At 56.3% G+C, this 19,031-nt stretch carries 22 protein-coding genes; 9 read left to right on the plus strand and 13 right to left on the minus strand.

Annotated features, from left to right (window positions below):
- The 3 genes from MMS95_RS20945 to MMS95_RS20955 all read right to left on the minus strand — a co-directional run.
- Positions 1-792, minus strand: a 792-nt coding sequence (locus MMS95_RS20945) for an FUSC family protein (RefSeq protein ID WP_242142207.1), incomplete at its 3' end; no start/stop codon positions are given.
- 3 nt (positions 793-795) lie between these two features.
- The gene (locus MMS95_RS20950) at positions 796-1,659 is read right to left on the minus strand and encodes an HlyD family secretion protein (RefSeq protein ID WP_015377735.1); all 864 of its coding nucleotides are present in this window, start codon (positions 1,657-1,659) and stop codon (positions 796-798) included.
- 3 nt (positions 1,660-1,662) lie between these two features.
- Positions 1,663-1,899, minus strand: a complete 237-nt coding sequence (locus MMS95_RS20955) for a DUF1656 domain-containing protein (protein ID WP_004931303.1) — start codon at positions 1,897-1,899, stop codon at positions 1,663-1,665.
- A gap of 180 nt (positions 1,900-2,079) precedes the next feature.
- Here MMS95_RS20955 and slyA point away from each other — a divergent pair, with 180 nt between their 5' ends.
- Positions 2,080-2,511: a transcriptional regulator SlyA gene (slyA, locus tag MMS95_RS20960; protein ID WP_004931301.1), complete on the plus strand. Its 432-nt coding sequence runs from the start codon at positions 2,080-2,082 to the stop codon at positions 2,509-2,511.
- Positions 2,512-2,603: 92 nt separating this feature from the next.
- Here slyA and MMS95_RS20965 read toward each other — a convergent pair whose 3' ends face one another.
- Positions 2,604-3,068 (minus strand): glycine zipper 2TM domain-containing protein, encoded by a 465-nt coding sequence (locus MMS95_RS20965; protein WP_004931299.1) that lies wholly within the window; start codon positions 3,066-3,068, stop codon positions 2,604-2,606.
- 359 nt (positions 3,069-3,427) lie between these two features.
- On the opposite strand from MMS95_RS20965, the gene anmK reads away from it, so the two are divergent.
- The 4 genes from anmK to tyrS all read left to right on the plus strand — a co-directional run bounded on the left by anmK (position 3,428) and on the right by tyrS (position 7,053).
- The gene (anmK, locus tag MMS95_RS20970; protein ID WP_033633173.1) at positions 3,428-4,549 is read left to right on the plus strand and encodes an anhydro-N-acetylmuramic acid kinase; all 1,122 of its coding nucleotides are present in this window, start codon (positions 3,428-3,430) and stop codon (positions 4,547-4,549) included.
- A gap of 45 nt (positions 4,550-4,594) precedes the next feature.
- Positions 4,595-4,897 carry an MliC family protein gene (locus tag MMS95_RS20975; RefSeq protein WP_242142209.1) on the plus strand — a complete coding sequence of 101 codons (303 nt, stop codon included), beginning with the start codon at positions 4,595-4,597 and terminating at the stop codon, positions 4,895-4,897.
- An 89-nt stretch (positions 4,898-4,986) separates the two neighbouring features.
- Positions 4,987-5,640, plus strand: coding sequence for a pyridoxamine 5'-phosphate oxidase (gene pdxH / locus MMS95_RS20980; RefSeq protein ID WP_004931292.1), 654 nt, complete (start codon positions 4,987-4,989; stop codon positions 5,638-5,640).
- A 138-nt stretch (positions 5,641-5,778) separates the two neighbouring features.
- Positions 5,779-7,053, plus strand: coding sequence for a tyrosine--tRNA ligase (gene tyrS, locus MMS95_RS20985; protein ID WP_048323245.1), 1,275 nt, complete (start codon positions 5,779-5,781; stop codon positions 7,051-7,053).
- 48 nt (positions 7,054-7,101) lie between these two features.
- Here tyrS and MMS95_RS20990 read toward each other — a convergent pair whose 3' ends face one another.
- Entirely contained in the window at positions 7,102-10,155 is a 3,054-nt protein-coding gene (locus tag MMS95_RS20990) for a DUF4214 domain-containing protein (protein ID WP_242142211.1), read from the minus strand.
- A gap of 283 nt (positions 10,156-10,438) precedes the next feature.
- Between MMS95_RS20990 and pdxY the strand changes: the two genes are divergently transcribed.
- Positions 10,439-11,299, plus strand: a complete 861-nt coding sequence (gene pdxY / locus MMS95_RS20995) for a pyridoxal kinase PdxY (RefSeq protein WP_242142214.1) — start codon at positions 10,439-10,441, stop codon at positions 11,297-11,299.
- 39 nt (positions 11,300-11,338) lie between these two features.
- Here the strand turns inward: pdxY and gstA are convergent, their stop codons facing one another.
- The 4 genes from gstA to MMS95_RS21015 form a co-directional block, all read right to left on the minus strand.
- Positions 11,339-11,944 (minus strand): glutathione transferase GstA, encoded by a 606-nt coding sequence (gene gstA / locus MMS95_RS21000; RefSeq protein WP_033633168.1) that lies wholly within the window; start codon positions 11,942-11,944, stop codon positions 11,339-11,341.
- 92 nt (positions 11,945-12,036) lie between these two features.
- Positions 12,037-12,921, minus strand: coding sequence for a 4-hydroxy-tetrahydrodipicolinate synthase (gene dapA, locus MMS95_RS21005; protein WP_242142215.1), 885 nt, complete (start codon positions 12,919-12,921; stop codon positions 12,037-12,039).
- A gap of 356 nt (positions 12,922-13,277) precedes the next feature.
- Entirely contained in the window at positions 13,278-13,541 is a 264-nt protein-coding gene (locus MMS95_RS21010) for a DUF3811 domain-containing protein (RefSeq protein ID WP_004938373.1), read from the minus strand.
- A 95-nt stretch (positions 13,542-13,636) separates the two neighbouring features.
- Positions 13,637-14,302, minus strand: a complete 666-nt coding sequence (locus MMS95_RS21015) for an HD domain-containing protein (RefSeq protein ID WP_031300470.1) — start codon at positions 14,300-14,302, stop codon at positions 13,637-13,639.
- A gap of 231 nt (positions 14,303-14,533) precedes the next feature.
- Here MMS95_RS21015 and MMS95_RS21020 point away from each other — a divergent pair, with 231 nt between their 5' ends.
- Positions 14,534-14,926 carry a nuclear transport factor 2 family protein gene (locus MMS95_RS21020; protein WP_004938379.1) on the plus strand — a complete coding sequence of 131 codons (393 nt, stop codon included), beginning with the start codon at positions 14,534-14,536 and terminating at the stop codon, positions 14,924-14,926.
- Here the strand turns inward: MMS95_RS21020 and MMS95_RS21025 are convergent.
- Entirely contained in the window at positions 14,923-15,192 is a 270-nt protein-coding gene (locus MMS95_RS21025; RefSeq protein ID WP_004938382.1) for a hypothetical protein, read from the minus strand. The two genes, MMS95_RS21020 and MMS95_RS21025, sit on opposite strands and share 4 nt — an antisense overlap.
- A gap of 276 nt (positions 15,193-15,468) precedes the next feature.
- Between MMS95_RS21025 and MMS95_RS21030 the strand changes: the two genes are divergently transcribed.
- Complete coding sequence (locus MMS95_RS21030) at positions 15,469-15,849, plus strand: nuclear transport factor 2 family protein (protein ID WP_242142217.1); 381 nt, start codon at positions 15,469-15,471, stop codon at positions 15,847-15,849.
- A gap of 7 nt (positions 15,850-15,856) precedes the next feature.
- Here MMS95_RS21030 and MMS95_RS21035 read toward each other — a convergent pair whose 3' ends face one another.
- Positions 15,857-16,237: a RidA family protein gene (locus MMS95_RS21035; protein ID WP_028128181.1), complete on the minus strand. Its 381-nt coding sequence runs from the start codon at positions 16,235-16,237 to the stop codon at positions 15,857-15,859.
- A gap of 181 nt (positions 16,238-16,418) precedes the next feature.
- Here MMS95_RS21035 and MMS95_RS21040 point away from each other — a divergent pair, with 181 nt between their 5' ends.
- A complete protein-coding gene (locus tag MMS95_RS21040) occupies positions 16,419-17,273 on the plus strand; it encodes an aminoglycoside phosphotransferase family protein (RefSeq protein ID WP_004938393.1) in 855 nt (284 codons plus the stop codon).
- Here the strand turns inward: MMS95_RS21040 and MMS95_RS21045 are convergent.
- Together MMS95_RS21045 and MMS95_RS21050 are read right to left on the minus strand one after the other, a co-directional pair.
- Positions 17,238-17,741, minus strand: a complete 504-nt coding sequence (locus MMS95_RS21045) for a cupin domain-containing protein (protein WP_242142220.1) — start codon at positions 17,739-17,741, stop codon at positions 17,238-17,240. The two genes, MMS95_RS21040 and MMS95_RS21045, sit on opposite strands and share 36 nt — an antisense overlap.
- 100 nt (positions 17,742-17,841) lie before the next feature.
- The gene (locus MMS95_RS21050; protein WP_242142222.1) at positions 17,842-19,029 is read right to left on the minus strand and encodes a benzoate/H(+) symporter BenE family transporter; all 1,188 of its coding nucleotides are present in this window, start codon (positions 19,027-19,029) and stop codon (positions 17,842-17,844) included.
- Between the last annotated feature and the right edge of the window lie 2 nt (positions 19,030-19,031).

The raw sequence follows: 19,031 nt of genomic DNA on the forward strand, positions 1-19,031 counted from the left end.
GTTCAGCAGCATGCGGCGCAGGCTGGAGATGACGCTGGTAATGCGCAGCTGCTGGTGCAGCAGATAGTTGAGCAGGTTATTTTGCCGCCGCAGCCGGTAGTGGCTCCAGAATGCCTGAATGCGCAGCAGGTTCATGGTCAGGATCTGGCCGATGACCCCTTCGTGCGAGGTGCGCATCTGCGCGGTGACCTCCGGCTGCCACAGCATGGCGGCGTGCTCCAGCAGGCGCAGTTGCATGCGCCGCAGCGAGGTCAGCAGGGCTTCGCCGTCGGAGGTGCTGGGCAGGATCATCATCATCAACCCGCCGCACAGAATGCCGGTGATCACTTCGCAAACCCGCGCCTGGGCGATGTCGAAGATCTGCTGGGTATCGGTGACGTTGATCGTACCGAAGGCGATGATGGCGGCGGTATAGCCCGCCAGCGCGAAGGCATAAGAGACGTTGTTTTGGTAATGGTTGGAGACGTAGGTGCATAGCCCGATCCAGGCGGCGATGAACAGCGTAAACAGCCAGGGATCGTTCAGGCAGTGCCCGGCGATCGCCACCGAGGCGGCGGCGCCCACCAGGCTGCCGAAGATGCGGCCGATGCTTTTGCTGATCACGCCGCCGATGGTGGGGAAGCTCACCACCGCGGCGGAGGTGAGCGCCCAATAGGGTTCGTCGAGCTCGAGCACGAACGCGACCCACAGCGCCAGACACATCGCCAGCGAGTTGCGCAGCGCATAGCGCCATTGGCCGCCGGTCGCCTTACCCCAGGGGGTACGGCTCCACTCCAGAAAGGGCAGGTTCACACTTTAGTTCCGCTGATGAATCGAAATGGTGCAGGTTGTGCCGGCAACCAGCGTCAAATCGGCGGGCACGTTGAGCAATTTTATCCGCACCGGCACGCGCTGAGCCAAACGCACCCAGGGAACATTAGGCTTAACGTCCATTAATAGATCGTTGTTGCTGTCAACGCTCTGATCGTAAATGGCACGGCCGATACTCTCTACTTCCCCCTGCAGCGGGGTGTTGCCGTTATATAAGACAATATCGGCTTTATTGCCTTCTTTTATATGTTTCAGCTTGGTTTCTTCGAAATAACCGAGTACATAAAACGAATGGACATCCACCAGCGCGACCAAAGGCGTGCCGGCGTTGGCGTAGTTCCCGACCCGCGCCTGCAGATTGGTGATATAACCGTCGGTCGGCGCGTAAATTTTGGTTTTGCTCAAATTCCATTTGGCCTGTTCCAAGTTGGCCAGGGCGGCTTTATAGGCGGCCTTCATTGCCTGAGCGGCTAAATTGGACTCATCCAAATCTTCAGCGGAAATAACGTTGCGCGGCAAGCCGCGGCGGCGGGCAGCCTCGTGGTCTGCTTTGGCCAGATCCGATTGCGCTTTTGCCACCGCGGCCTCGGCATTGTCCAGCGCGATCTGGTAGGGCACCGGGTCGAGGGTAAAAATCAGACTTCCCGCAGGTACGAACTGATTGTCATTCGCGCTTATTTTCTCTAATCTTCCAGAGACTTCAGGGGTGATATTGACGAGTTCGGCGCGCACTTTTCCATCACGGGTCCATGGGGATTGCATATAATAATTCCAGAGCCACCAACCGGCGCAGACGGCAATGGCGCAGACGATCACCGTAGAGAAGTATTTTAATGTTTTATGCTGCATGGGTTACCAACTCGCTAAAATCCATAAGGAACCGCTGACGGTCAGAACGAAAATGGACAGGTCCATCAACATGGGATGCCAGATTTCACCGGAATACATCCAGTCTCTCAGCAGTTGATGAATCAGCAGCCATAAGACCAGTCCTAGTAAAAAAGCTTTAAATATAGGTGGAAAATAAAGCGATGCCCCCAGGACCAAATCGGGTAAGGGGGATGAGGTGTGTAACCATGATGTATTCACATTAACAATCCCTAAGGGTGAATATGTTGAATATTTGCATAACGATTAAACGATAACGGCCGAAAATAGTGGCTATTTCCACAATATACATTATATACATTTGTGTTTTTAATGTGAGTTACCCAAAATAGTCTAAACTCTGGGAGGTAATGTTAGCATGCTAATTATAAGGAGGGGGAAGTGGAGTCAACATTAGGTTCAGATTTAGCACGATTAGTTCGTGTTTGGCGCGCGCTCATCGATCATCGGCTCAAGCCGTTGGAGCTGACCCAAACGCACTGGGTCACTTTGCACAATATCAATCGTTTGCCGCCGGAGCAGTCGCAAATCCAGTTGGCCAAGGCGATCGGTATCGAGCAACCGTCACTGGTTCGCACGCTGGACCAATTGGAGGAGAAGGGGCTGATCACGCGTCACACCTGTGCCAACGATCGCCGCGCGAAGCGCATCAAGCTGACCGAAGCGGCCGATCCGATCATCAGGGAAGTGGACAGCGTGATCACGTCTACACGCAGTGAGATTTTAAGCGGCATTACCGCCGACGAAGTGCATCTGTTGGTAGGGCTGATTGGCAAGTTAGAACAAAATATCACCGAACTGCAGAACAAATAATAATATTCTTATTTTCTACGATTACAGTTTCACAGCATCAGAAATAAAACCGGAGGCGATTGCCTCCGGTTTGCCGTTTGTCGCCGACTGACTTACAGCGGGGAAACGGTGATGGTGTCGCCCATGCGCGCCATGCGCACACGCTGGCCAGGGCTGAACTTGCTGTCGCCCGCTTTCTGTACCACCACGATGTTCTCTTTCTGGTCGGTCTTGATTTCCAGCTCGTAGCCGGAGGTACGACCGGCCACTTCACCGATGCTGTTACCTGCCGCGCCGCCGGCAATAGCGCCCGCCGCGGTAGCCAGCGTACGACCGGTGCCGCCGCCAACGGTGTTGCCCAACAGCCCGCCAATCACCGCGCCGCCGATCATCCCCATGGCGTTGGAGCCTTCGCCGCCCTGAATTTTAACCGGACGCACGGAAACCAGCGTCCCGTAGGTGACGGTCTGTACCTGCTTGGCCTGCGAGGACGAGTAGACATCGCCGGACATGGATTCATTGGCACAGCCGGCCAGCGTAACGGCGGCGACGGCGACGACGAGAAGACGCTTGATCATATAAAACTCCTGATGGTAGTAGTCCATAGCCTGGCAATGCTCACCAGGCAAGATTCAGTGAAAATGATAGACAAAGTATGGCTGAAAGTTGACACACCGCCATGCTTCATCGCTGCATGCAGCTTAACTTTTCTCTGTTCAACCAATAATAAACCGCGGTTTACCTTTATGACAGCCTTGGCGACATTCCGTCGCCTGTTATGGCACGGTTTAACACATAGCCCGTGCCACAGCGGCGCCAGAAGGCATCTGGCTCACGGTGCGTAAAAAAAGCATCATAATTCATGGCGTTAATCCGGCAATTCTGGTTTATTTGTCAGGATAAATTTTGCTTACTGCGCGGGTTAGAGGATGTTGCTATGAAGTCAGGCCGCTATATAGGCGTCATGTCCGGCACCAGTCTGGACGGAATCGATGTGGTATTGGCCGCGATCGACGATCGCATGGTGGCGCAGCAGGCCAGCTATAGCCATCCGATGCCGATGGCGTTGAAAAAAGAGATCCTGGGGATGTGCCAGGGGCAGCAAACTACGTTGGCCGCCGTCGGCCGGCTGGACGCGCAGTTGGGTACGCTGTTCGGCGAGGCGGTGCTCGGTCTGCTAAAGCAAACCGGCATCGACGCGGAGCAGGTCACCGCCATCGGTTGCCACGGGCAGACGGTGTGGCACGAGCCGGAAGGCGACGCGCGTTTCTCGATGCAGCTCGGCGATAACAACCGCATCGCCGCGCTGACCAATATCACCACCGTCGGCGATTTCCGCCGGCGCGACATGGCGTACGGCGGGCAGGGCGCCCCGCTGGTGCCGGCGTTTCATCAGGCGCTGCTGGGGCATCCCGTCGAGCGGCGCATGGTGCTAAACGTTGGCGGCATCGCCAACCTTTCTCTGCTGTTGCCCGGTACGGCGGTACGCGGTTTCGATACCGGGCCGGGCAACATGCTGATGGACGCCTGGGTGTGGCGCCACCGCGCGCAGCCTTATGATCAGGACGGCGGCTGGGCGATGCAGGGGCGAGTCTGCTTGCCGTTGTTGCAGCAGATGCTGGCGGATCCGTACTTCGCGCAGCCGGCGCCGAAAAGCACCGGCCGCGAGTATTTCAATATCGCTTGGCTGGAGCGGCAGCTGGCCGGATTGCCGGCGATGGCGCCGGTCGACGTTCAGGCCACGCTCACGGAACTGACCGCCGTCAGCATCAGCGAACAGGTGCAGCTGGCCGGCGGGTGCGAACGTCTGTTGGTGTGCGGCGGCGGGGCGCGCAACACGCTGCTGATGGCGCGTTTGTCGGCGCTGCTGCCGGGCACGGAAGTTGGGCTGACCGACGATTTCGGCGTCAGCGGTGACGACATGGAGGCGTTGGCCTTTGCCTGGCTGGCCTTCCGTACGCTGTCCGGCCAGGCCGGCAACCTGCCTTCGGTAACCGGCGCCAGCCGTGAAACGGTGCTGGGTGGGATTTATCCGGTTTTGCCATTGGGGGGCCGTTAGCTCTGTTAGGATAGCCTGTGAAGGATTTTTCTAAGGAGCAACAGCATGAAAAAAGTCATTTTCGTCGCCGGCGCGCTGGCGCTGTCCGGCTGCAGTTACATCCTGCCGCAGAGCAGCCAGACGGTGCACTATCAGTGTGGCACCACGCCGCTGACGGTGGCGCTCGACGGCAAGGCGAGTGAAGTCAGCCTGCTGATGGATGGCGAGCAGCTGCATCTTAAGCAGGTGCTGGCGCTGACCGGCGCCAAATACAGCGACGGTAAATACACTTTTTGGTCGAAAGACCGTAACGCCTATCTTGAGCGCAACGGCAAGGTAGTCATGAGCGACTGCGTGTTGACGGAGTGAGGGTTGACGGCGGCGTCGGAGCGATTGAGTTCCTGACGCCGCAGGCGCAGAATGTAACGACGGATTTTTTCAGTTGGTCGATAACCCAGATGATTGAAAAGAATGAGTTTGATGTTGCGGACCTGCGCCGTGAATACACCCGGGGCGGCCTGCGCCGCAACGATCTGACCGCCAGCCCGCTCGAACTGTTCGAACGTTGGTTGAAACAGGCCTGCGACGCGCGCCTGGCGGATCCCACCGCCATGTGCGTCGCGACCGTCGACGAACACGGCCAGCCTTATCAACGCATCGTGCTGCTGAAGCATTTCGATGAGCAGGGGCTGGTGTTCTACACCAACCTCGGCAGCCGCAAGGCGCAACAGCTGGCGCACAACCCGCATATCAGCCTGCTGTTCCCCTGGCACATGCTCGATCGCCAAGTGATTTTCCTCGGCCAGGCGGAGCGTCTGTCGACGCTCGACGTGCTGAAGTATTTCAACAGCCGGCCGAAGGACAGCCAGATCGGCGCCTGGGTCTCGCAGCAATCGTCGCGCATTTCCGCGCGCGGCGTGCTGGAGAGCAAATTCCTCGAGCTGAAGCAGAAGTTCCAGCAGGGCGAGGTGCCGTTGCCGAGTTTCTGGGGCGGATTCCGCGTGAAATTCGACTCCGTCGAGTTCTGGCAGGGGGGCGCCCATCGCCTGCATGACCGTTTCCTGTATCAGCGGGACGGGAATGACTGGAAAATTGACCGACTGGCACCCTGAAGGCGGAAAATCCTCTCTAAGCGCTGGTGCTGATGCCGCCGGCGCTTTATTCTATGCGTTACCCTGAATTTTTATTTCGCCACTGGGCGAAAGGCCGTGTACCGGCAAAGGTGCATTCGTTTATACATGGAGTCATTGATGGCAAGCAGCAACTTGATTAAACAACTGCAAGAGCGGGGCCTCGTTGCCCAGGTTACGGATGAGGAAGCGTTAGCGGAGCGACTGGCGCAAGGGCCAATTGCACTGTATTGCGGTTTCGATCCGACCGCTGACAGCTTGCATTTGGGCCATCTGGTTCCTCTGTTGTGCCTGAAGCGCTTCCAGCTGGCCGGCCACAAGCCGGTAGCGTTGGTGGGCGGCGCCACTGGCCTCATCGGCGATCCGAGCTTCAAAGCGGCGGAGCGCAAGCTGAACACCACCGATACGGTGAACGAGTGGGTCGAGAAGATCCGCAAACAGGTTTCCCCGTTCCTCGATTTCGACTGCGGCAGCAACAGCGCTATCGCGGCCAACAACTACGACTGGTTCGGCGGCATGAACGTGTTGACCTTCCTGCGTGACATCGGCAAGCACTTCTCCGTTAACCAGATGATCAACAAGGAAGCGGTCAAGCAGCGTCTGAATCGCGACGACTCCGGCATCTCCTTCACCGAGTTCTCTTATAACCTGCTGCAGGGCTACGATTTCTCCGAGCTGTATAACCGCCACCAGGTGGAGCTGCAGATCGGCGGTTCCGATCAGTGGGGCAACATCACCTCGGGTATCGATCTGACGCGCCGTCAGCATCAGAAGCAGGTGTTCGGCCTGACCGTGCCGTTGATCACCAAAGCCGACGGCACCAAGTTCGGTAAAACCGAGGGCGGCGCGGTCTGGCTGGCGCCGGAAAAAACCAGCCCGTACAAGTTCTACCAGTTCTGGATCAACACCGCCGACGCCGACGTCTACCGCTTCCTGAAGTTCTTCACCTTCATGAGCCTGGAAGACATCAACGCGCTGGAAGAAGAAGACAAGAACAGCGGTAAGGCGCCGCGCGCCCAATACGTGCTGGCGGAAGAAGTGACCGGCATGGTGCACGGTGCGGAAGGCCTGGCGGCCGCCAAGCGCATCACCCAGAGTCTGTTCTCCGGTGCGCTGCACGACATGACCGAGGCGGACTTCGCCCAGCTGGCGCAGGACGGCATGCCGACCATCAAACTGGACCGCGACGCCGATCTGCAGCAAGCGCTGGTGAATGCCGAGCTGGTACCGTCACGCGGCCAGGCGCGCACCATGATCGGCTCCAACGCGGTAACCATCAACGGCGAGAAGCAGTCCGATGCCGAATACCGCTTTAGCGATTCAGACCGTCTGTTCGGCCGCTACACGCTGTTGCGTCGCGGCAAAAAGCATTACTGCCTGGTGGATTGGCAGTAAATAAAATAGTCCCATATGAATGGCCCGAAATATTTCCGGGCCATTTTTTTAAGCAAAATAGTCCGGCGCAAAACCGTTAAGATCAATTGTAGGAGCTTGATAATGAAGAGTATTTGCTAATGAATAGATATTTTCATTTGCGATAGAAAAAACAGTATCATTTTCGTCGAATTTCTGATTGTGGTTTTTGTCGATAATAACATAGATGTTGTCACCCATTCCCACTGCGCCCACCTCAGCTAAACTATTTTCACTGGCACCTTTGGTGATTTTTGACATTGCCTTGGCTAAAACATCAAACGCACGATCAGTGTTATTTATTGCCAATGAATTAAATAACGTATTAATTTGATTAGGTTGACTAATGTTACCATAAATTTCAATGTTACCTTTTTCATTCGGCCCAAAATTCCACTTTCTATCAGCTGACCCAGCATGTATTTGATCGTAACTGTATCTATTTAAGGTGACCAAATCCTCTATATTACTATTTTCGAAGGATACGTTTCGCACGCCAGTTGTTGAGTTTCCAATGATTGTATTGCCATGTACCGTAAAGTTACCGCCGTTGAAGGTTTCTATATCCAATAAGTTACCAAAAAGACTGCTAATGACATGCTCGTAAGGGGATATGTTGTTTAGAGAAGACAGAAGCGAATAGAAAGCGCCACCACCACTACCACCTTTCTCGAGGAAAAGATCAATGACGGCATTGTGGCGTGGATCATTTTCAGGTAATTCTATGGATTGCAGCGTATCACTAAAATCCTCTTTAATGGTTAGGTATAGTCGTGTACTGGCGGTAACTGTGATATTTGATATATTGTTATCGCTTCCCCCGAGTGAAATTGTATTTATTGTGTTTCCACTTGACTCTAATTTCAGACTTTCTTGTGTCGTTTTATCTTGACTAATTATATTTATTTCTCCTGCATTAATCCATCCGCCATTATTAGCGCCTATGTTGATTTTGAAAGCATCATCGACGAGGTGTTTTGCCATTTCAAGCGTCAATTTACTGCTAGCAGAGGCATCCCCATTTATCGTAAGCATACTGGACCAACTGGTATTAATTACCTTTACATCATCAGCCATACCGGACAAGATTAATCCCGAAGAGCCAGTGGCTTTACCTCCATCGGTAGGTGTTTTCGGTAGTTCACCTTGAGCCAGAATCTTTATTGGCTGAGGATAAGTGCCATAGACCTTGGCAGTTTGGTTTAATAGACCGAAATCAAAAATATTTTTTCCCTCGATTGAGATTAACTCACCGTTAAGATAGATGTTTCCTGTACCACGATAACCACCAAGTTCTATACCGCCAAAATACAAAAACTGATTTATATTACTTATAATTTCGGCGTCATATCCATTGCCGCCGTTAGATGTCAAGTATACGTTTTTGCTGATAAAATTAGCAGAAATACTGCTCTGCGAAGAAGAAGACTTGGCTAAAAACGTTGCCAGAAACTCTTTATCGATAGCGTTTGCTCCCCCTGCAATACTATTGCCATTCCATAGCAATCGAGTGAGTTCGTTTCCACTGAGACTCATATTTATTTTCGAGTCGGCAATATTGAGTTGATCGGCTATCAATCGGCTACTGGCAAGTTCGGTGAGCTCAATGATATTGTCTGCATTTAACAGATTGTTTTTGTTGAGGTAAAGAGTTATCGATCTTCCACTCAATGAGTTAATAACAATGGCATTGGCGGCGTAATCGCCTTGTAATGTTAAGTTTTTTAATGATTTTGCAAATCTAAGATCGATTGCGCTGGCATAATTAACATCCAGAGAAGCAGAGTTAAGGACGCCAATTTCGGCATGTGATAATCTATGAATGCTCCCTGAGTTAATATCGCCAATCAATGCGCCGTCTCGATCCAGTGTGATTTTTCCATTCTCCTGGTAACCTAATTTTTCGCCTATCTGTTGTTCAAGTGTGGCAATGTCTTTGGTTAGCGGGAGAGGGCCATCATTCAATGGTGATTTCCCATTGCGATATGCCTCTATAATATTTAATGTCGCCTGTAAGGCGTTGTTCTCCGCTTGTTGCAATATAACGTTTTTTTGCTCATTAGTTAAAGCTTGGCCATATAGTTTGATATAAAGTGAACTAAAATCTGAGGCGGAACTAAAATGTGAGGTAGACTGCGTAAGAAGTGTCAATAATGCTAGTTCAGATTTTCCACTGTCTAACATTCTACTAAAACTGTCAAGTCCTCTGGCATCTAATCCGGTAGTTGTCGTCAGTAATTGGAATAATACCGCTACATTTTCTTGCATCTTTAATGGCGTGAATTCTCCAGAGCCATAGACGTGCGTGGCTTTTAGAAAGTTTTGTTTGGCAATACTGTTATCTACATCATTGCGAACGTCGGTCATTAAACGGATGATGACGTCGCCTCGTGTTTCGCTATTGTTATTTAGACCTGAGGTGTATTTAGCTACGGTTGTAGTATCGGGGGTTAAGTCGTAAATGCACTTGTATATTCTCTTGACGAATTCGTCATTATTCAAGGAAAGCAACCATGCTCGTGATTCTACAAAGTTATTAGCGACATAATTAACACTAACCCGTCCATCCGCAATAGCCTTGCTCCAATAATTGACGCCATCAGCATTAAATAGACTGCCAATAGTATAATAAATCCCTTGTACGTCAGCTGCAGCACTAGTAGCCGAGGTCGCTGGTGTTGGATATAGCGTAGCGTTAATAGTCTCGAACATGTGTTTTTGCTGAGCTGTTGTAGTGGGGTCGTTGCCGATGTAATGACGAGTGTCGTTGATTAAGTTACTGACTAACTGACCTAAAGAGAGTCCCGCGTTGACTTGATTGACTAACAAGTCCAACTTGGTCGGTGAAGGAGATTGGCCGGTCGCATTATGATAGATATATTCTACTTTTTGCACAGTAGTTAAGCCGTTATAGCGAAGATGGCCACTGGGAGAGTCAATAAGCTGGTTAGCCAAATATACATTGTCGTATAACGCTTTCTCGATTTGCCTTGTAAAGTATGTCAATTCTTGGTTGTCTGCATATCGGCCCATGATTGCATAGAAAATAATGGCTGTATCTTGTTGTAATGAAATGAAATTCATTTTTTCTCCCCAAATGCAAGACTCAGTGAACTTTAAGTACAGCCAAGAATGACAAAAAAGCAAATCGGTTGTTTTGAGTGCACATACGCCGTTGGTACGGTTACCTGTAGGATATGCGCTTTTTTTGCCGATGTGTTTTCGCTACAATATGCCGCCGTCGAAAGCATAAAAATTCCTCTTATTTCTTGTTTTTAACAGCGCCGGCATGACGTTTTCGCGTTGTGCACCCATTATCATTTCGCCGCGGGCTGATGCACACGGCATGGCGAGGTCAGTTGTTCCGATGAAAAACATTCTTTCTATCCAGTCGCACGTGGTGTTTGGTCACGCCGGCAACAGTGCGGCTGAATTTCCGATGCGCCGCATGGGCGTCAACGTCTGGCCGCTGAACACGGTACAGTTCTCCAACCATACGCAATACGGCCAGTGGACCGGCTGCGTCATGCCGGCCAATCACCTGACCGAGATCGCGCAGGGCATCGCCAATATCGATCAACTGAAGCGCTGTGATGCGGTGTTGAGTGGCTATATCGGTTCGCCGGAGCAGGGCGACCATATTCTGGAGATCGTGCGCCAGGTTAAGCAGGCGAACCCGAATGCCTGGTACTTCTGCGATCCGGTGATGGGACATCCGGAAAAAGGCTGCATCGTGGCGCCGGGCGTGGCCGAGTTTCACTGCCGCCAGGCGTTGCCGTGCAGCGACATGATGGCGCCGAACCTGCTGGAGTTGGAGATGCTGAGCCAGATGGCCGTCGCCAACGTGGCCGATGCGGTGCAGGCCGCCCGCGCGCTGATCGCCAAAGGGCCGCGGCTGGTGCTGGTCAAGCATCTGGCCCGGGCCGGCTATCACACCGACTGTTTTGAAATGCTGCTGGTGACGGCGGACGAAGCCTGGCACATCAGCCGGCCGCTGGTGGACTTCGGGGCGCGTCAGCCGGTCGGCGTCGGCGATTTGACCAGTGGTCTGCTGCTGGTGGATCTGCTGAAGGGCGAGGCGCTGGATAAAGCGCTGGAGCACGTGACCGCCGCCGTGTATGAGGTGATGCTGACCACGCAGGCGATGGGAGAATACGAGCTGCAAGTAGTGGCGGCGCAGGATCGGATCGTGCAACCGCGCAGCGAATTCAAAGCGGTAAAACTGTAAGCGGCATCGGGCCCCGGCGAGAGCCGCCGGGGCTGAACCTTACTTCAATCCTTCGGCGTTCAGCGCCGCATCTACCGCCGGGCGTGCCGCAACGCGATCGAACCAGGCCGCCAGATGGGCGTGCTTGCGCACATCGAACTGCAGGGCGAATGCCCAGCGCAGCACGGTGAACAGGTAGGCGTCGGCCACGCTGAAACGGCTTCCCAACAGGAAGTGCTGCTTCGCCAGTACCGAATCCAGATAGCTGAACTGCTGCTCCAGCCTGGCGCGCGCGATGGTTTTATATTCCTCGGGCGTTTTCGGGTTGAACAGCGGGCTGAACCCTTTGTGCAGCTCGGTGGCGACGTAGTTCAGCCATTCGATCGCGTGGTAGCGCGACAGGGTGCCCGCCGCCGGGATTAGGTTGCGATCCGGCACACGGTCCGCCAGATATTGCACGATCGCCACGCCTTCGGTCAGCAGGCTGCCGTCATCCAGCAGCAGCGCCGGGACCTGTCCCTTGGGGTTGATGGCGAGGTAATCGGCGCCGCTCTCGGTTTTCTTCTGCGCCAGATCGACCTTCTCCGCCGTAAAATCCAGCCCTGCCTCACGCAGCACGATATGCGGGGACAGCGAACAGGCGCCGGCTTTATAGAACAGTTTCATCGGAAGCTCCTTGTTGATGACGAATGACGGGCATGCTTAACCTCTCATCGTAGTCCCATAGCACCAAAATTACAGCGGCTTAGCTAACAAATTTAACCGACGATCGCCTCGGCGGGCTGCAGCTGCGCCAGCGTCGCGGCGATCTGCTGCTGCAGCGCCGGCGGCGCCACCTGCATCGGCGAACGCAACTCGTTGGCGATCAGCCCCTGCTGGGCCAGCACCGTCTTGACCGGCGCCGGATTCGGGAAGCTGAACATCTGGTGGATCATCGGCAGCAGCTCATAGAAGTTGCTGCGCGCCGCAGCCAGATCGCCGGCGGCGACCTGCTGCACCAACTGGACGAAACGTTCCGGGTGAACATGCGCGGCGGCGGAGATGGCGCCGGTGCCACCGAGGCACAGCGTGGTGAGGATCAGATTGTCTTCCCCGGTCATCACATCGATTTCGCCATCGGCGATCAGCGCCATGGTGGTGTCAGGGTTGCCGCCGCAGTCCTTGATGGCGGTGATGCGCGGATGGCGTGCGAGCCGGCGCAGCGTGGCCAGCTCCATGGCGATGCCGGTGCGCTGCGGAATGTTGTACAGGATCACCGGCACGGTGGAGGCGTCGGCCAACTGGGTAAAATAGTCGATCAGGCCGCATTGCGAAGGGCGGATGTAGTAAGGCGCCGGGATCAGCACGCCGGCGATGTCGCGCAGCTGAATGGCCTGCTGCATTTGCAGCGTGGCGGCCATGTTATTGCCGGAAAGGCCCATCACCACCTGGCGTGCAGGCGCCATTTCCAATACGGCGTCGAGCACCGCCAGCTGTTCTTCTTTGCTCAGCGCGGCGGCTTCACCGGTGGAGCCGCAGACCACCAGACCATCGATGCCGGCGTCGAGCAGGTGCCGCGCCAGGCGTTGCACCGCCGGCAGGTCGACGGCGTCGTGATTGAAAGGGGTAACCATCGCCACCCAAATACCCGAAAATGAGGCCATAAAATATTCCTTCTGTGTGACCGACAGAGAAGCCAGATGAGAAAATTGAAGGCGGGGCGTTGCGTGCCATCCAGTCAGCTCATCTGACGGGACAGCGCGCCCCGGTCAAATGAGCGTCTGTTTCTTTGATGTAACCGCCGCCAAACCGCCAAGGGGCAACGCAGGCGTCATCAGAATATCAGCGTTGCGTGGGTAGGCCATGGCAGTCTCGCGAAAAGGGGAAGTGGGGTGATAATGAATATTCTTCATCAGGCTGTCAATTTACAACAGATTGATAACATTGTTATTCATGATTCGCCGGTGAGGATGAGTTTGGCTAATAAATAAAAATCCCCGCCGCGGCGGGGAGGGTTGGCTCAGCGCGGCGGGCGGGAGCCGATGGTGGCAGACCAACTGAAAGTGTCGCCACTTGGCCGGTAGCGGTTGGCTTTGCGTTCTGCACGCTCCGCCTTGGCGAGCTTCGCTCTGGCGGCCATGATGCGCGCCACCACTTCATCCTTGACCTTGTGCTGTTCGGCGTTGGTCAGCGGCCTGCCATGGCTTTTACGCGCCTTGTCCAATTCGGTTTTCACTTCCCGCTGTTCGCTTTCCGTCATCTCTTTCAACGTCAACTTTTTCATCTGTGCCGCCCGTTCGGTGAAGTTGACTTACAGTTTAGCGGCGTTATATGACCGAAAATGTTATGGGCATAACGAAAATGCCCCGTAGGCCGGCATTACACCTCCTCCAGCAGATCGTCGACAAAGCGCCGCATGCGTTCGGTGCGCTGTTCGGCCATCTGCCGCCCGGCGGCGGTCTGGAAGCCGTCTTGCAGCTTGAACAGTTTGGTTTCGAAGTGGTCGAGGCAGAAACGCTTGTCGTCGTATTGACGATGTTCGGCCCGCGGATCGGCGGCGTCATACAGCGCGCTGCGCATGCGGCCGCCGATATAGAAGCAGCGCGCCACGCCGATAAGGCCGATAGCGTCGAGGCGATCAGCATCCTGCAGGATCTTCGCCTCCAGCGTTTGCGGCGGGATGCCGGCGGAAAAACTGTGCGCTTCAATGGCGTGAGCCACCGCCGCGATGTCCGCCGGCGCCCATTCCAGCCGGGCCAGCGTCAGCGTGGCTTGCTCTGCCGCCATGCGCGAGGCCAGATGGCGCTGCGGCGAATTCTTTTCCACCGCGACGGCGTCGTGCAGCAGCACCGCCGCGCAGAGAATGCGCCGGTCGCCGCCTTCCTGCTTGCTGATCCGACGGCAGTTCTTCCAGACCCGGTGCAGGTGCGCGACGTCATGCGAACCGTCGTCCGACTCGAGGGTGAGCGGCAGCAACGTTTGTGCCAGCGCCTGGTAGGGGGAAAACGGTTGTAACAGCTCTTGCGTCAGCGAGGGTAAAGACACGTTCAGCTCCTGTTGGGGGAAATCGGTCAATCAGCATAGCCGTGCCGGATGCCGGGAGGATGACAGTAAAACGGCTATTGTTTACTAAAGTGCAACCCACTATTGTCATAACTGCGGTTTTTGCAGCGAAACAAGCAACCTAGAATAGCCGAATTCCGCCGTCTCCGCCTGGTGAGAGCCTGTGTCCGCGGGGATGGCCGGAATATCCTCATCAGCCATGGGAGAAGAGACATGCCAACCCCTCTTGAAATAGTGCGCGCAACCTATGAAGGCAGCTCCGAAGAAAACGGCCGCAATCTGCTGGCGGCGCTGGCCCCCGATGCCGAGTGGACCGAAGCCGCCGGTTTCCCTTACGCCGGTACCTATATCGGCCCGGAGAACATCATCAAGAACGTGCATCAGCGCCTGGGCAGCGAATGGCAAGGTTACCGCGCCGACGTCGATCACTTTTACGACGCCGGCGACAACGTGATCGCTCAGGGTTTTTATCACGGCACCTACCGGGCCACCGGCAAATCCTTCAGCGCCTCTTTTGCGCATATTTATACGCTGCGCGCCGGCAAAATCGTGAAGTTCGTGCAGATCGTCGACAGTGCTAAAGTGCTGGAGGCGATGCAGCCTTAATCGCCGCTGCGCTTGCCGAATTTGCGGTCAAACTCGCGCCGGTAACCCCGGGCCTTGTTGCGATCGCGGATCCACAAATAGCCGCACACCAGCGCAACCGCTCCCGAGAAGGTGACGTTGCGCATATCCCGGTCATACCAAAACACCAACAGCGCATCCAGCGCCGCAATCAGCGCGATCCATTTGTACATATGGGATTGGCGCCGCGTGGCGGCGTTGAGTCGTTTTAACTGTCTGGCTTCGTCCAACACCGGTTTTTGCTGCATAGCGTTTCGTTATCGTCAGGCTGTTCACGCTAAATTAGCAGAATTTCCCTCACCGTCGCAAAGATTAACGCGCGGCGTCATGCGGTTTTCACCGCCCCTGGCGCGGCGCAGAAAATTTATGCGTGGGCGCTTGAATTGTTCATTGGGCATGGTAGGTTATTTATTCGTTATTTTTGGGTTTTTATTCATAATTCGCCGTGTCATCAAGCTGTAGCACTGGGCGGTTAACGTGATGGGTTCGACGCATGCGGCGGTTAACTTCGGCAGGAGGATGTGATGAACGATAAAACGGCACGCCCGCAGGATGTGGTTCAACAACAGCTTGACGCCTATAACGCCCGCGACATCGAGGCCTTTATGGCCTGCTGGGCGGACGACGCCCAGTATTACGAGCATCCAGACACGCTGCTGGCCAGCGGCAAGGCGGCGATCCGTGAACGGCATATGGTGCGTTTCCAGGAGCCGAGTCTGTATGGCGAACGGATAAAACGCATGGCGGTAGGCAATATGGTGGTCGATCAGGAAGTGGTGACGCGCAATTTCCCGCAGGGGCGCGGCAAAATGGATGTCATCGCCATCTATGAAGTGGAACAGGGGCGGATCGCCAAAGCCTGGTTCAAGATCGGCCCCTGCGTGCCGGATGAGGGCGCGCTCTAGCCGCGCATTACTGCAACGCCATCACCGCCTCTATTTCCACACACACCGCGGGTGAGAACAACGCGCTGACCGCCATCAGTGAACAGGCCGGCAGCGCGCCATCGAAATAGTCAAACAGCACCGGGCGCACGCCCGCCAGATCGGCGATGTCGGTCAGGAACACGCTGATTTTAATCAATGCCTTGAGGTTGACGCCTTCGCTGGCGGCAATGGTGGCCAGCTGTTCGAGGATCTCCTGCGTTTGCTCCGGCGCGCTCAATCCCTGAGCGTCGGTGGCGAAGGCCGTCAAGCCGGAAACGTATAAGCGATCGCCGTGGCGCACCGCATGCACATAGGGGCCGCCCGGCGTCGGCAACTGCGGATAATTCGTGCGTTTTAATGATGTCATGGTCAAACCCCGCGCAAGACCGGTTAATAAAATCGACAAACTTGGTTAGGATACTGAAGAAACGGCGGCCAGGCGCCGCGCACCGATGATATTTGAGAGTATCATCCCTCTTTATTTTATACGTCGTCTTCACCCGAATGTGACAGTGCGGCGCAGCTCGGCCACAAGGACGCATGAGACGATGAACCCGATTTTTACTCCCTACCTGCAACGCTGGCAACTGGAACAGGATGGCAAAGCCTTCGAAACCCACAGCAGTCTGCTGATGCCGGTGCGTTACCGGGGCGAGGCCGCCATGTTGAAGATCGCCCGCGAGCAGGAGGAGCGCTTCGGTGGCCGGCTGATGTGCTGGTGGCGCGGGGAAGGCGCCGCGCTGGTGCTGGCGTGGCACGACGACGGCATTCTGCTGGAGCGCGCGCAGGGCGAAGGTTCGTTGGCGCAGTTGGTGCGTGATGGCGACGATGAACAGGCCACGCAGATCCTGTGCCGGGCGATCGCCGCCTTGCATGCGCCGCGAGAGGCACCGCTGCCCGAATTGATCCCGCTGCAGGAGTGGTTCAGCTCGCTGTGGCCGGCGGCGCAGGCGCACGGCGGCATGCTGCGCCTCAGCGCCACAACGGCGGCGGAATTGCTGAGCAGCCCGCGAGAAGAAAGCGTGCTGCACGGCGATATCCACCATGACAATGTGCTCGACTTCGGCGAACGCGGCTGGCTGGCGATCGACCCCAAGCGTTTGTACGGTGAACGGGGCTTCGATTACGCCAATATCTTCTGCAATCCCAACTACGGTATCGCCACCGATCCGGCCATTTTCCAGCGCCGCGTGGAACAGGTGTGCCGGTTGGCCGGGTTGGATCGCCGGCGCTTGCTGCAATGGATCCTGGCCTGGTCGGGGCTCTCCGCCGCCTGGTTCATGGAAGACGGGCAGGCGGCTGACATTGACTTTCGCGTGGCCGAACTGGCGGCGCGCGCGTTGGATATCCCGTTGCCGGACGGCGATTCAGGGTTCATCCTGCCAGTAATCGAGCGAGGTTGAAGGGCGCTGCAGGTAGCGCACCTGCTCGCCGTCTGCGCTGCGCGCCATCGCCTGGTATTTGCCGGAATCCGGGTACATCACCAGCTCCGGCTGTTCGCGCGTGCTGACGGACAGGTACTTCAGCGGCGCATCGGAAGTGTTGATGATCTGGTGCGGGTATTCCGGGCCCGGCGGAATGAAAATGACATCCCCGCTGACGATCGGCAGCATTTCTCCGGCCACTCGCAGCGTACCGCTGCCCTCCAGAATGATGAACATTTCCTCCTGAGCGTAGTGAAAATGGTAGGGGCAGGAACGCATGCCCGGCGCCACACAATCGAAAGAGGCGCCCAGCTTGTCGGCGGCGGTGCCGGTGCCGAGACGGGCGCTGACGCTGTCATACAACGGCGGCCGCCGGTCATGTTTCATCTCTACCTGTTCGACATTGCGTATCAGGCGCTGAGCCAACAGCGCGGCTTTCTCAGTCATAAGCTTCCTTGGTGACGGCGTCACTTATTAGGTGAATTGACAGTCAGACGACAGAGAAAGTGAAGGCGCCACGGCGTCGCTTGTCAATGTGGACCGCCCGTTACGCCTCGGAGGTTCGCCGCGGCAGCGACAGCAGCAGATGAGCGATGGCGCCGCCGACAATGCCCCAGAAGGCCGAACCGATGCCGAGCAGCGTGACGCCGGAGGCGGTGATGAGGAAGGCGATCAGCGCCGCGTCGCGCTGTTTTTCATCATGCAGCGCGCGTTGCAGGCTGCCGCCGATGGTGCCGAGCAACGCCAGCCCGGCGATGGTGTGGATCAAGGCGACCGGCAACGCGCTGAACAGCAGGCCGATGGCGCCGCCGAACAACCCGGCCAGCAGGTAAAAGCCGCCGGCGGCCACCGCGCCCATATAGCGCCGATGCGGATCGGGATGCACGTCCGGCCCCATGCAAATGGCGGCGGTAATGGCGGCGATGCACACCGAGAAACCGCCGAATGGCGCCAGCAGCAGCGCGGTCAGCGCCGTCCAGGCGATCAGCGGTGAGGTGGGGACACGGTAACCCGCCGCCTGCAGCGTAGCGATCCCGGGAGCGTTCTGTGAAGCCATGGTCACCACGAAGAAAGGCACGCCGATGCCGAGCAGCGTCGGCCAGCTGAAATGCGGCGCGATAAATTCCGGCACGGCGAACGCCGTCGTCTGCTGCGTCAGCTGGATATCGCCCTGCAGCGCGGCGATCGCCAGCCCAATCGCCAGCGTCAATACGATGGCGTAGCGCGGCAGGTAACGGCGGCTGAGCAGATAGGTCAGCCCCATACCGGCGCTGAGGAGGAAATTGAGCTGCAGCGAAGCGAAGGCGTCCAGCCCGAAACGCAGCAGGATCCCCGCCAGCATCGCGGCGGAAATCGCCTGCGGAATATAATCCATCAGGCGAGCGAACAGCCCGGTGACGCCGCACAGCAGGATCAGTCCCGATGCGAAGATAAACACCCCGATCGCCTCGTTGATCGGCGTGCCGGGCAGGCTGGTGACCAGCAGCGCCGCGCCGGGCGTCGACCAGGCGGTGAGGATCGGGGTGCGATAGTAAAGCGACAGCCCGAGGGAAGTGACGCCCATTGCGATCCCAAGTGTGCTCAGCCAGCCGCCGATCTGCGCCGGCGTAGCGCCCGCGGCGGCGGCGGCCTGGAAAATGATGGCGGCAGAGCTGGTGTAACCGACCAGAACGGCGACAAAGCCGGCCATGATGGCGGGCAGGGTCAGATGACGCAGGGTGACGGCAGGGCGCATGA

The sequence above is a fragment of the Serratia sp. PGPR-27 genome, assembly GCF_022678525.1.
GTDB classification, from domain to species: Bacteria; Pseudomonadota; Gammaproteobacteria; order Enterobacterales; family Enterobacteriaceae; genus Serratia; species Serratia nematodiphila.